Origin of the sequence: Pectinatus brassicae (genome assembly GCF_014201835.1) — a bacterium.
In the GTDB taxonomy this organism is placed as follows: Bacteria; Bacillota; Negativicutes; order Selenomonadales; family Selenomonadaceae; genus Pectinatus; species Pectinatus brassicae.
In genome coordinates this window covers 1-13513 of record NZ_JACHFH010000001.1, presented here as the reverse complement: position 1 = coordinate 13513, position 13513 = coordinate 1, and the positions used below count along the sequence as shown (strand labels likewise).

Genomic DNA, 13513 nt, shown 5'->3' with positions numbered 1-13513 from the left:
TTCTAGTGCAGACAGTAGTAGGAATACGTTTTAAAAAAGCGGGTAAAATATATTATTTTTCTCCCGGCAAACATAATATAAAAGTTGAAGATGGTGTGATAGTTGAAACAGCACGCGGTGTTGAATATGGAACAGTTGTTATAGGAAAAAGAGATGTTCCCGATAGTGATATTGTTCAGCCTTTAAAAAATATTTTGCGTAAGGCGACAGCAGAGGACTTGAAAAAAGTTACAGAAAATAGAGAAAAAGAAGCAGAAGCTTTTGTAATATGTGAAAAGAAGATAGCGATCCATCAGCTGCCAATGAAACTTATTGGCGTGGAATATACTTTTGATGTGAATAAAATAATATTTTATTTTACAGCTGACGGGCGAGTGGATTTTCGTGATTTAGTTAAAGACTTAGCAGCGATATTTCATACCAGAATTGAATTGCGTCAAATAGGCGTGCGTGATGAAGCCAAGGTTATGGGCGGGATTGGTTATTGCGGACGCTCACTTTGTTGCGCAACTTTTTTGGGCGAATTTGATCCTGTTTCAATACGAATGGCCAAAGACCAAAATTTATCGTTGAATCCTACAAAGATATCAGGGATATGTGGTCGCTTGATGTGCTGTCTCAAATATGAAAATGATATGTACTGTAATGCTAAATGCTGTAAAAATAATATAGTTGCTCCGCCCAAAAGAGGCAGCCGTGTAGTTTCTGTTGATGGAGAGGGAAAAGTAATATCCGTTAACGAACAAAAAAGAACAGCTACAATATTGCTTGATGATAAACATACTATCGTTGCATCATGGGATGATGTTATTGAAAAAGATGAAGATGATGTATGATCTAAAGCCTTTTGAACGTATAGATGACTTATTAACAGATGGTTTAAAAATAATTCAAAATGAAAATGAGTTTTGTTTTTCCTTGGATGCTGTATTATTAGCACATTTTGCTAATGTCCATAGAAAAGACTGTGGACTTGATTTGGGAACAGGAACAGGTGTAATACCGCTGCTTTTAGCCAATAAAGCAGCAAAAATACATGCATTGGAAATAAATCCAGTAACGGCAGATATCGCTAAGCGAAATGTTATTTTAAATAATTTATCAGAAAAGATTATTGTACAGCAGGCTGATTATCGTAATATAAAAGAAATATTTTCAGCACAATTTGCTGATTTTGTTATAGTTAATCCACCTTATCGTCCGTTGCAGAAGGGATATATTAATGATATTGACGGTGTAGCCAAGGCTCGTCATGAAATAACAGCAACGCTTGCTGATGTTATTGCGGCAGCTCATTATACGCTGCGTTTTCACGGCAGATTTACCATGGTGCATTTGCCTGAACGTTTAGCTGAAATAATAGTACAGATGAGGCAAAATAATATCGAACCCAAACGTATTCGATTTGTCCAGCCGAAAACTGACAAGCCGCCGAATATGGTGCTTATTGAAGGTGTTCATGGAGGGGCTATAGGTGGTTTGAAAGTTGATAGGTCGTTGATAGTGCATAATGACGATGGTACTTATACGGAAGAACTTATTAAATATTATTATCCTGATTGATGGCTACTATAATGGGCTAAAATGAAAGAAGGGAATAATGTGGATAAAGATGCAATTAAAAAATATACAGAAAAGATTTTGCTGGATTTTTTTCAAAATCATAATTGGCAGGCAGCTTTATCGGCATTTCATCCGGAACATTTTTGTTATATTCCAGCTGGTTTAGCAAGTTCAATAACATCACATGAGCTTTTAGAAAAAGAGTTAAAGAGTTTTTCCATACAGTACAAAAAAACCGTATTAAAAGATTTAAAAACTGAAGTGCAGGTAAATACTGACGAATATATTGTGGTAGCGGTTGTGTTTTGTTTACAGATAGATGATTCTGTATATGGTAAATATTATAAAAGTCTGCGGCGTATAAGTATCGTATTTGTACCGTATAAAAATACTTATAAAGTAGTAAATTATCATATAGCTAAACCCAGTCATGATTTTGATACTGATGGCTACATCCCTCAAAGTATCAATAGTGACAGCTATGCGCTTATGCAGCAAAAACTTGTAGAAAAGAAAAAACAGATGGAGTTGATTATTCATAATACTGCTGGTGGTATAAGAAGCAGCTATTGTGATGATGAATTTACGATTTTTTATGTAAACAAACAGCTTTATAAAATACTAGGTTATAACTATAAAGAATTTATGCAGATGTGCAATGGGAATGTGCGGGGAATGATACATCGGCCGGATGCGGGCAAGACAATTGCCCAGATGAAAAAATCATTGGAAATGACAGGGGCATACAACAGCCAATATGGTGTAAGAAAAAAAGATGGATCAATGCTGTGGATGATGGATATTGGCAAAAAAATAAAAAACGCTAATAACCAAACAATAATAAGCAGTATAATAAATGATATAACACCTTTGCATACAGCACTGGAACAGTTGAGAATAGAAAAAAACACTAACGATATTTTATTTGAACTATCGAATGAAGTGATTTTTCAATATGATGTGAAAAAAGATGAAATTTTATTAAAATATAAAAATAATAAGAATAAGAATATAAATAAAAAAATATATATAAAAAACTTAGAAGAGCTAAAGCTTTATAAATTTTCCGAGGAAAGCATACAACGCTTACAAGACTAGGTAAATATCATAAAAGAGCAGACGTTTTTAACCAGGCCGATTATTGATTTTACAATTTATCAGATGGCCGAAGGAAAAGCTTTATGGTGGCAGGTCAGGGGCATTGGCATGCTTAATTTTGAGCATAAAGTAATAAGTGTCATTGGCAAGCTTATAAATATTACAGATAATGTTTGTCTTAAGGAAAAAAGTAATAAGGATGCGTTAACGGGGCTATATAATCGTGAATTTTTAATGAATGCTATCAATAATATAGTAAAAAAGGCAAAAAAATATTATGCGCTGGCTGTATTTGATATTGACCATTTTAAGACTATTAATGACTTATTGGGTCATCCAATCGGTGATCAGGCATTAATATTAATTGCCAAGGTAGTGGAAAAGATAGTTTCAGATAAAATAATATCTGCCCGTATTGGCGGAGATGAATTTGCTATATTTTTTTCAGGAATAAATGATCAAAATGATATTGCAAAGAAAATGAATGAACTTATGCATAAAATAAAAAGGGAAGGTTATAGACAAAATATTTCTTTGAATTTAAGCATTAGTATTGGTGTTTCTTCATTATACAAAGAAAAAATAATTAATTTCAGTGAATTATATCGTCAAGCTGATATTGCATTATATCAGGCAAAAAACAGCGGACGTAATTGTCAGGTATTTTACAAATAAACGTATTTATCTTATACTACTAGAGTATACTAACGAGAATATTAACAAAACCACTCACGCTAGAGTGGTTTTTCTATGTAAGGAGTGCCTAATGCTGAAGAAGGAAAAAGGGACATTATATTTAGTAGCAACCCCTATTGGTAACCTTGATGATATGACTTTTCGTGCAGTAAAAATCCTGCAGGAGGTGGATTTAATTGCGGCCGAAGATACTCGTCATACTAGAAAATTATTGACTCATTTTGACATTCATGTGTCTTTGACCAGCTATCATGAACATAATAAATTGCTAAAAGGTCCTGAATTATTGGCGAAATTACTTGATGGAATAAATATTGCAGTTGTAAGTGATGCGGGGCTGCCGGGAATTGCTGATCCAGGCAGTCATATAGCAGAGCTTGCCATTGAAAATAGTATACAGGTAGTGCCTGTTCCAGGAGCTAATGCTGCCTTAACAGCCCTTATTGCCTCAGGCCTTGATACGGTTAGATTTTCTTTTATTGGATTTTTACCTAAGAAGAAAAATAATCGTCAGGAGCTTTTGCAGCGACTAAAGAATAACACAGAAACGCTGATCTTTTATGAAACACCACATCGTTTAAAAAAAATATTAAAGGAACTGGAACAAGGATTAGGTGAAAAGCGCCAAATTGCTGTTTGCCGTGAGCTTACCAAAAAATTTGAGCAATTCATACGCGGCAGTATAAAAGAAATGAATGAGTATTTTGCCCAAAATGAGCCACGCGGTGAATTTGTCTTAGTTATTGAAGGAAACAATGAGGCTGGTCTTGTTGAAGAAACAGTAGAAATTGCACCAGTGGCTTACGTAAAGCAGCTTATGCAGGATAATATAAGCAAAAAAGATGCCATAAAAAAAGCAGCTAAAGATTTATCCATGAGTCGGCGGGAAATTTATAACGCTGTGCTTAAGGACGAGGAGTTAAATAAGTCCTATTAATATTTAGAGAAAATGCTGCTATTTATGACAACAGTAGCATTTTTTTTACAGATAAAGTATAATTTAATTTTAGTTAATTTCATTAATATTTTGGAGGTCTTCTTTTGGAAAAAAAATCATTTTATATAACAACACCTATTTATTATCCTAGTGCCAAATTACATATTGGACATGCATATTGTACCACTATTGCTGATGCTATTGCCCGTTATAAACGTCTTAGTGGTTTTGACGTATTTTTTTTGACAGGCTCTGATGAACATGGGCAAAAAATACAGCAAAAAGCCGAAGAAGCAGGTATAACACCAATAGAATATGTTGATAAGATTGTGGCAGGGTTTCAAGATTTATGGAAGCGCTTAAATATATCACATGATGATTTTATTCGTACAACGCAAAAGCGTCATAATGATGTCGTACAGGAGATATTCCGTCGTATTTATGATAAAGGTGATATTTATAAGGGCGAATATAAGGGGCTTTATTGTACACCTTGTGAATCTTTTTGGTTGGAACGCCAATTAGTTGATGGAAAATGTCCGGATTGTGGACGTCCGGTAAAAGAAGTCAGTGAAGAAGCCTACTTCTTTAAAATATCTAAATATGCTGATCGTTTACTAAAATATATAGAAGAAAATCCTGATTTTATTCAGCCCGTATCACGCCGTAACGAAATGATAAACTTTATTAAACAAGGTTTAGAAGATCTTTGTATATCACGTACTTCATTTAGCTGGGGAATACCGGTACCAATTGATGAAAAGCATGTTATTTATGTGTGGTTTGATGCTCTGTCCAATTACTTAACACCAATCGGCTTTTTAGATGACCAGGAAAGATTTAATAAATACTGGCCGGCTGATTTGCATTTGGTCGGTAAGGAAATTGTACGTTTTCATACTATAATATGGCCAATTATATTGATGGCGCTTGATTTGCCATTGCCCCAAAAAGTATATGGTCATGGCTGGCTGATCGTTGATGGTGATAAGATGAGCAAATCTAAAGGAAATGTTGTTGATCCGGTTGGTCTTATTGAAGAATTTGGTGCTGATGCCATAAGATATTTCCTATTAAGAGAGATAAATTTAGGACAGGATGGTAATTTCTCCCGCGATGCGCTTATATCCCGTATAAATTCTGATTTAGCCAATGACTTAGGTAATTTGCTGCATAGAACCCTTAATATGATTGGAAAATTTAATAATGGTGTTTTAGGTGAATTGTCAGCAGTGCGTCCTGTAGATCAGAATCTTATTGATGAAGCCGAAAAAACTGTAAATGAATATAAAAAACTTATGGATAACATGGAATTATCAGATACTATAAAATTAGTATGGATGTTTATCAGCCGTACCAATAAGTATGTTGACGAAACAATGCCATGGGCATTAGGCAAAGATGAAACGAAAAAAGATGAATTAAATAGAGTTTTGTATGATTTGGTAGAAAGCCTGCGGATAATAAGCATTTTGATTTTCCCATTTATGCCGACTACAGCTGAAAAAATTTGGCAGCAGTTAAATTTGACAGGAAAAATCAGTGAAATAAATATTGCAGAAACTGCCTGGGGGGGCTTGCCACAAGGACTTCATGTCAATAAACCGCAACAGCTTTTCCCTCGTATCGAGATAGAAAAAGAACAAGAAGAGATAAAAAATATACCTGAAACAAAAAAACAAAATAATAAAAATGTTAAAGTGTCACAAGATGATAAAGATGGTGCGGGTATGATCACGATTGATGATTTTTCTAAGCTTGATTTACGGGTTGTAGAAATAAAGGCGGCCGAGCCTGTTCCTAAGACCGAAAAATTGTTAAAAATCACTGTAGATCTTGACGGTGAAGTGCGCACAGTAGTGTCAGGAATTGCAAAATTTTATCAGCCTGAAGAACTTGTAGGAAAGCATGTTGTATTAGTTGCTAATTTAAAACCAGTTAAACTACGCGGTGTAATGTCACATGGTATGCTCCTCGCTGCTTCAAAAGATGACGCATTGAAAGTAGTGGAAGTCGATATGCCGACCGGAAGCCGGGTGAAATAATGCTCATTGATACCCATGCACATTTAGATGATGCTCAATATGATGAGGATCGTGCCGATGTTATTAAACGGGCAACTGCTGAAGGTATTGAAAAGATAATCAATATGGGCGCAGATATAACATCTTCGTATAAATCAGTTGAGCTGGCTAAAACATATGATATGGTTTATGCCGCCGTTGGCATTCATCCAGAAGATGCTGATAAGATGACAGCAAAAGATGATTATATATTAGCGGAACTGGCTAATGAAAACAAAAAAGTAGTAGCTATTGGCGAAATCGGACTTGATTATCATTTCCGCACTGATAACAAGGAGATACAAAAGCGGGTATTTATCAGACAGCTGGATATTGCCCGTCAGCTGCATCTGCCGGTTAGTATTCATGACAGAGATGCACATGGTGATTTGATGCAGATCCTAAAAAATGAAGGGCGCAAAATAGAAGGGGTAATTCATTGTTATTCCGGTAGTGTGGAGATGGCTAAAGAATTATTCAAGCTTGGCTGGCATATTGGAATAGATGGACCGCTTACTTTTAAAAATGCTGCTAAATTGCCAGATGTTGTACAGATGATGCCGCTGGAAAGATTGTTGCTGGAAACTGATTGTCCTTATTTGGCACCAGTGCCCAATAGAGGAAAAAGAAATGAACCAGCCTATGTAAAACATACAGCAGAAAAAGCAGCGCAGCTCCGGAATATGGCATATGCGGAATTGGCAGCAATAACAACAGAAAATGCTAAAAGATTATTTATGAAAGAATAAATATAACAATATTATCCTTATTGCTCGTAGAGTGGGCAAATAATAACGATATAGTGCCAAAAAAGCATAAATGTATATGGTAAGTATGAAAAAATGCTGAAAATCCTATCGATTTGACATAAGTGTAAAGAACATGTTATAATCCCCAAAATAGGAGGTAGGCAATGACTATTAAAGAATTATTCTTACAACATACGAAATTTGCCAAGGTATTATTGTGTTTGACATTGGTTTTTATAATGTCAATTGTAGTCGGTTTTTCTGGAAACAATAAGACTATCTATATCGTTGCGGATGGACAAACAAAGACCATACGTACAAGTGATGATAATCCGCAAAACATAATAAAGCAGGCTGGTGTAAAGTTTGCTGCAAGTGACAAATATACTATATCGACTCAAAATATAACAACGGGAACAACGATAACTATTCATCGTAATGTGCCAGTTAAAGTGCAAGTAGATAATAATACCAAGGTAATAGAAACAAATGCTGCTGATGTGAAAGCATTGGTGAAAAAATTGGGGTATAATCCACTGGATTATGATACTGAACCTGGGGTTCATGCTGAGTTGCGACCTAATATGCTCATAAAATTGGAACCGCTAATTGCAAAGATTACTTTCCGTAATATGCAAGAACCGTTTGGAACGGTTTATCGTGAAGATGATTCCTTGGAAAAAGGAAAAACTAAAGTTGTGCAACAAGGGCAGGAGGGAACAGCGCGTCTTATGGTAAAAGAATACTATAAAGGCGGTACCAAGGTAGACGAAGAAATACTGCAAAAATCTGTTACGGCACAGCCAGTACCAGAAGTGGTAGCTAAGGGGACTTATCAGGAATATCAGGCAGATTCTGGTTATATTCCTCCGTATGAATATGCTATGGATGTAGAAGCTACAGCATATCTGCCAAGTGATGGCAGCGGCAGTGGATATACAGCAACAGGCATGAGAGCAGGAAGAGGCGTTGTGGCTGTTGATCCTAATGTTATTCCTTATGGAACCAGATTATATATACCAGGATATGGTGAGGCAGTAGCCGCTGACACCGGTGGTTTTTCCGGTCGCCGCATTGATTTATGTATGGAGTCTTATTCAGAGGCAATAGGCTGGGGACGTCGTGATGTCAGAATATATATACTGAAATAGTTTACTGTGCCGTAAAGGCACAGCTTTTTTTTATCTGAAACACTGATAAAAATGGTATGGTTTGCATGTATAGTAAATAATATATTGATTTTTTATAGTGATTAAGAGAAAATATAATAATAATATATTTTCATTGTAGGATTGCTATATAAATAGGAGCGAATAATGATAAAAGAAGTTTTGGTAGTAGAAGGGAAAATGGATGTTGTAGCCATAAATAAAGCCCTCGAAGCAGATTGTATAATCACAGGTGGTTTCGGTTTAAGCCGGCAGACAGTAAAAAATATAGGGCATGCTTATAAAAAACGCGGCATAATTATTATGACCGATCCAGATAGTGCCGGAGAAAGAATCAGGGCATGGCTTACACGAAGGTTTCCTAAAGCCAAGCATGCTTTTGTGCCAGTGGTTGAGGCAACAGCCCATAATGATATCGGAATTGAACAGGCTTCACCAGAATCAATATTAAAAGCTTTAGAAAAAGTGCGTACCCCCAATTGGCAGGTGCAGAATACTTTTACAGCGCAGGACCTGATTCGTGAGGGACTTAGCGGCGGATTGGATTCGGCAGCAAAAAGAGCAAAAGTTGGAGCAGCATTAGGAGTGGGGTATGCTAATGCAAAAGTATTTTTAAGGCGCTTAAATACATATGGAGTAACAAAAGAAGAATTTATAGTGGCACTAGAGAAAATTAATGAGAAGGAGGTGCATGAATGCAGCATCCAATAATTGCTAAAAAAGAAGTAACGCAGTATATCTTAAAAAGATTTGGCATTCATATGAACAAAAAATTAGGGCAGAATTTTTTGATTGATGAAGAAATAATTACCGGGATAGTCGAGGCCGCCGAGATAACATCTGATGATGTAGTGCTTGAAATAGGTCCGGGAATTGGAACACTGACACAAGGGCTATTAGAAACAGGGGCACAGGTTTATGCAGTAGAAATAGATAAAAATTTATTGCCAGTATTGGAACACACCTTGGAAGGCTATGAAAATCTGCAGATCATTAATGCCGATATATTAAAAACAGATATAAAAGAATTAATAGGCAATAGGCCGTTTAAAGTAGTTGCTAATTTGCCGTATTATATAACAACACCAATCATAATGGCACTATTAGAAGAGGCTTTGCCCATAACAAAATTAGTAACAATGGTGCAAAAGGAAGTGGCACAGAGAATGGCAGCTGCTCCCGGCAATAAAATATATGGAGCCTTGTCCGTAGCTGTTCAGTACTATAGTAGGCCGGAAATTGCCTTTACAGTTCCGCCTAATTCCTTTATGCCACCGCCGGAAGTAGATTCGGCTGTAATTGTCTGCGATATTTATAACGATAAACCAGTAAAACCGATTGATGATAAAATATTTTTTCAGGTGGTAAAAGCAGCTTTTGGACAGCGGAGAAAAACTTTAACTAATTCTCTGGGATTGTTAGGACTGCCTAAGGAGGAAGTACGTGAACTTTTGGCACAAGCCCAGATTGATGCCAAACGACGTGGAGAAACCTTATCATTACAGGAATTTAAAATATTAGCTGATATTTTGGCACAAAAAAATGAATAGTTTTTATTAAAGGTATAAGGGAGAAGTGATAATATGAAATTTATATCATGGAATGTAAATGGATTAAGAGCCTGTGTTAAAAAAGGCTTTATGGAATCATTTGCTCAGCTTGATGCTGATTTTTTTTGCCTGCAGGAAACGAAAATGCAGCCTGACCAATTAAAATTGGACTTACCAGACTATAGTCAGTACTGGAATAGTGCCGAGAAAAAGGGCTATTCTGGTACGGCAATATTTTCAAAGCATGAACCACTAGACGTTTTTTATGGCGTAGGAATAGAAGAACATGATAAAGAAGGCCGAGTTATAACACTGGAAATGCCACAGTTTTATTTAGTTACGGTATATACACCAAATTCGCAAAATGAATTAGCGCGTCTTTCTTATCGCATGGAATGGGAAGATATGTTTGCTGACTATTTAAAAAAACTTGAAGAGAAAAAACCAGTAGTTATTTGCGGTGATTTAAATGTTGCACATAAGGAAATTGATTTAAAAAATCCTAAAACTAATCACAAAAATGCAGGTTTTACCGATGAAGAACGTAATAAATTTAGTACTTTGCTGGAAAAGGGGTTTGTGGATACATTTCGCTATTTATATCCAGATAAAGAGTCCGTGTACAGCTGGTGGTCGTATTTGCGTAAAGCACGTGACAGAAATGCTGGTTGGCGCATAGATTATTTTTTAGTATCCGAAATGCTGAAAAATAATATTGTCGAAGCGGAGATATATAGTGATATTTTGGGCAGTGACCATTGCCCGGTAGGCTTAGAATTAAAAATATAAAAAAGCATTGACAAGATAAGCTTTTAATAATATAATATTACATGTTCTGAAGCATTATTTAATGCCGTTGTGGCGGAATTGGCAGACGCAGCAGACTCAAAATCTGCCGCCTTTACGGGTGTGTGGGTTCGACTCCCACCAACGGCACCATTTGTAAATAAAAGCTCCCCTTTAATTAGGTGAGCTTTTTTGTTTTTATATAATTAAATAATAGTATAATTAGCAACAGCAGGGTATTTTATGCTGAAAAAGAAAATATATAATATATACTTGCAATGGAAAACTACATGTGTTATTATAATATCACTTTCAATTGTATATGTGTAAAAACGAAGAACGGGAAAAGTAAGTTGTTATATTTATCACAGAGAGTCCTGGTAGCTGCGAGCAGGATATATATATAATTACCCAAGTTCACCCGGGAGTTGCTCACTGAACGTTTTATGTAGGTGAAGCCGGAGCCCCACCGTTAAAAGAGGGGAGAGTATCGGCCTAATGGCCCGTACTTCGATGAGATAATCGCTGATGCGATTAAATAAGGTGGTAACGTGAGCAGACCTCGCCCTTTGTATTGGGTGAGGTTTTTTTGTTGCATAAAAGGAGGGATGAACTATGGCTATATTAGCTTTTCTTGGCCCACATGGTACTCATAGTGAAGAAGCTGCTGCTTATATAAATGATTTTTGTAAACAAGATTGGTCACTGCAGCCGTACCGGGGAATACATGAAGCGATTTATGCAGTACATAATGGTGATGCTGACTATTGTTTTGTACCTATCGAAAATTCAATAGAAGGCTCAGTCAGAATTACTTTGGATACATTAATGGATGATATTGATTTAAAAATAAATATGGAATTAATATGGCAAGTGCATAATCAGTTATTGTTAAAAAAAGGCACTACAGCAATTAAAAAAATAATTTCGCATCCACAGGCGCTGGCCCAATGCCGTAAATATATTCAAAAAAATTATTCACAGGCTGAAATAATTGAAGTGGTCAGCACAGCCCATGCAGCCAAAATGGTAGCAGATGGATTGCCTGATGCTGCAGCTATTGCGTCGAAACGTTCAGGACAAATATATAATCTGCAAACAGCTGATGCTGAAATTCAGGACATTAGTGATAATGTTACAAGGTTTATTCTATTAGGTAAAAAACAGGAAATCCTGCACAAGGAAAAACCTGTTAAAACCTTACTGATTTGTCAGATCGATGGTTCTAAAGCGGGCAGTTTATGTGGAGTGCTAAATGATTTTGCCAATAGCGATATAAATATGACAAGAATAGAATCACGTCCCGCTAGGACGGGCTTAGGAAATTATGTGTTTTTTATTGAGATAGAAACAGCAAATGTGTCCGAAGAACAATTAAGAAAGACACTGCAGATAGTGCAGGAAAAATGTTTATGGTTAAAAAATATGGGATATTTCCCAATAATAAAATAAATATATTTGGAGGAAGTAAATAATGATAGTAATAATGAATCCTGATGCTAATAATGTAGAAATTGAAAATGTGGTAAAGGCTATAGAAAATGTAGGACTTACGGCACAGATTATGGAAGGGACTGAGCAAAAGATAGTTGGCATGATAGGCGATAAAAGAAATATTGATCCATTAGCATTAGAAGCCTTACCAGGTGTAGACCATACTGTAGCAATTTCTAAAAGCTATAAATTAGCCAGCAGAGAATTTCATCCACAATCAAGTGTTGTAGATGTTGATGGTGTTAAAATTGGTGATGGAAACTTGGTTGTTATGGCTGGCCCGTGTGCCGTAGAATCATTAGAACAATTATTGGAATCGGCTAAAATAGTTAAAGCGGGCGGAGCACAATTTCTGCGGGGTGGTGCGTATAAACCACGTACATCACCTTATGCCTTTCAGGGATTAAAAGATGAAGGCCTTAAATATTTGGCAGAAGCTAGAAATCAGACAGGGCTGAAGGTAGTAACTGAAGTAACCGAAGTTGAAGCAGTAGAAACAGTAAGCAAATACGCTGATATGCTGCAGGTCGGAGCTAGAAATATGCAGAATTTCCGTTTACTAAAAGAAGTAGGACAATCAGATAAACCGGTATTATTAAAACGCGGCTTGGCGGCTACCCTGGAAGAATGGCTTAATGCTGCTGAATATATTATGAGCGAAGGTAATACGAATGTTGTACTATGTGAACGCGGTATCCGTACCTATGAAACCTATACAAGAAATACACTTGATATGAGTGCAGTTGCTGCGGTAAAACATCTTAGCCATTTGCCAATAATTGTAGATCCTAGTCACGGAACCGGTAAATGGAGAATGGTAAGACCAATGGCGTTTGCTGCTGTGGCTGCCGGTGCTGATGGTTTAATGATGGAAGTGCATCCAAATCCTGCCAAGGCATTATCTGATGGACAGCAATCACTTACCCCGGAAAATTATAATGAAGTGATGAGTGGTATTTTTAAAATAAGAAAGTTCATGCTCGATGAAAATTTATCAATAACTAACTTATGATGAAAAAAAGCTAAAGTTAAATAACCATTAGGAAAACAACAGAATAATTAATTTTCCTAATGGTTATTAGTATATTATTAGAAGAATACGCAATTATAAAACACTTGACATTACTATATTATTTAGATATAATTATTTCTGCGCTTAAGGAAGTGACAAGCACAAAACCTGATTAAACATCAAGTTAAAAAGTTCTTGACACAAAGCAGAAGATAAGATATAATTATTTCTGCGCTTGAGAGAGCGGCAGGGACTTGAAATCATCGAGAGATCGAAAGAAAAAAGTTCTTGACAGAGCCAGACAGTTTAGATATAATATAAAAGCTGACTGTTGAGGCAGGCACCTTGAAAACTGAACAATACATCATTGTTTTAATGTTAAACAACCGGATGTGC

At 36.1% G+C, this 13513-nt stretch carries 13 protein-coding genes, 1 tRNA gene and 1 other annotated feature; all 14 genes read left to right on the top strand.

The genetic code is table 11. From position 1 onward, the window contains the following. The first annotated feature begins 5 nt into the window (after positions 1 to 5). The gene (locus tag HNR32_RS00070) at positions 6 to 836 is read left to right on the top strand and encodes a PSP1 domain-containing protein (protein WP_183858753.1); all 831 of its coding nucleotides are present in this window, start codon (positions 6 to 8) and stop codon (positions 834 to 836) included. Beyond that, the gene (locus HNR32_RS00065; RefSeq protein ID WP_231038222.1) at positions 820 to 1563 is read left to right on the top strand and encodes a tRNA1(Val) (adenine(37)-N6)-methyltransferase; all 744 of its coding nucleotides are present in this window, start codon (positions 820 to 822) and stop codon (positions 1561 to 1563) included. The genes HNR32_RS00070 and HNR32_RS00065 overlap by 17 nt, the downstream gene beginning before the upstream one ends. A gap of 21 nt (positions 1564 to 1584) precedes the next feature. Further along, entirely contained in the window at positions 1585 to 2661 is a 1077-nt protein-coding gene (locus tag HNR32_RS00060) for a PAS domain-containing protein (RefSeq protein ID WP_183858752.1), read from the top strand. 63 nt (positions 2662 to 2724) lie between these two features. Beyond that, positions 2725 to 3336: a GGDEF domain-containing protein gene (locus HNR32_RS00055; RefSeq protein ID WP_183858751.1), complete on the top strand. Its 612-nt coding sequence runs from the start codon at positions 2725 to 2727 to the stop codon at positions 3334 to 3336. A 91-nt stretch (positions 3337 to 3427) separates the two neighbouring features. Further along, complete coding sequence (rsmI, locus tag HNR32_RS00050; protein WP_183858750.1) at positions 3428 to 4294, top strand: 16S rRNA (cytidine(1402)-2'-O)-methyltransferase; 867 nt, start codon at positions 3428 to 3430, stop codon at positions 4292 to 4294. A gap of 104 nt (positions 4295 to 4398) precedes the next feature. Then, a complete protein-coding gene (gene metG, locus HNR32_RS00045; protein WP_183858749.1) occupies positions 4399 to 6339 on the top strand; it encodes a methionine--tRNA ligase in 1941 nt (646 codons plus the stop codon). Then, positions 6339 to 7106, top strand: coding sequence for a TatD family hydrolase (locus tag HNR32_RS00040; protein ID WP_183858748.1), 768 nt, complete (start codon positions 6339 to 6341; stop codon positions 7104 to 7106). The genes metG and HNR32_RS00040 overlap by 1 nt, the downstream gene beginning before the upstream one ends. A gap of 164 nt (positions 7107 to 7270) precedes the next feature. Further along, positions 7271 to 8257 carry a resuscitation-promoting factor gene (locus tag HNR32_RS13970; RefSeq protein WP_183858747.1) on the top strand — a complete coding sequence of 329 codons (987 nt, stop codon included), beginning with the start codon at positions 7271 to 7273 and terminating at the stop codon, positions 8255 to 8257. Positions 8258 to 8422: 165 nt separating this feature from the next. Continuing rightward, on the top strand, positions 8423 to 8986 hold the full coding sequence (gene rnmV / locus HNR32_RS00030; RefSeq protein ID WP_183858746.1) for a ribonuclease M5: 564 nt from the start codon (positions 8423 to 8425) through the stop codon (positions 8984 to 8986). Beyond that, positions 8971 to 9825: a 16S rRNA (adenine(1518)-N(6)/adenine(1519)-N(6))-dimethyltransferase RsmA gene (rsmA, locus tag HNR32_RS00025; RefSeq protein WP_183858745.1), complete on the top strand. Its 855-nt coding sequence runs from the start codon at positions 8971 to 8973 to the stop codon at positions 9823 to 9825. The genes rnmV and rsmA overlap by 16 nt, the downstream gene beginning before the upstream one ends. Before the next feature lie 33 nt (positions 9826 to 9858). Continuing rightward, complete coding sequence (locus HNR32_RS00020; RefSeq protein WP_183858744.1) at positions 9859 to 10614, top strand: exodeoxyribonuclease III; 756 nt, start codon at positions 9859 to 9861, stop codon at positions 10612 to 10614. A gap of 63 nt (positions 10615 to 10677) precedes the next feature. Then, positions 10678 to 10764 (top strand) — tRNA-Leu (locus tag HNR32_RS00015). Between the two features lie 173 nt (positions 10765 to 10937). Further along, positions 10938 to 11184, top strand: a binding site (T-box leader). Between the two features lie 42 nt (positions 11185 to 11226). Then, positions 11227 to 12063, top strand: coding sequence for a prephenate dehydratase (gene pheA, locus HNR32_RS00010; protein ID WP_183858743.1), 837 nt, complete (start codon positions 11227 to 11229; stop codon positions 12061 to 12063). A 22-nt stretch (positions 12064 to 12085) separates the two neighbouring features. Next, positions 12086 to 13117 carry a 3-deoxy-7-phosphoheptulonate synthase gene (aroF, locus tag HNR32_RS00005; RefSeq protein ID WP_183858742.1) on the top strand — a complete coding sequence of 344 codons (1032 nt, stop codon included), beginning with the start codon at positions 12086 to 12088 and terminating at the stop codon, positions 13115 to 13117. Positions 13118 to 13513: the final 396 nt, after the last annotated feature.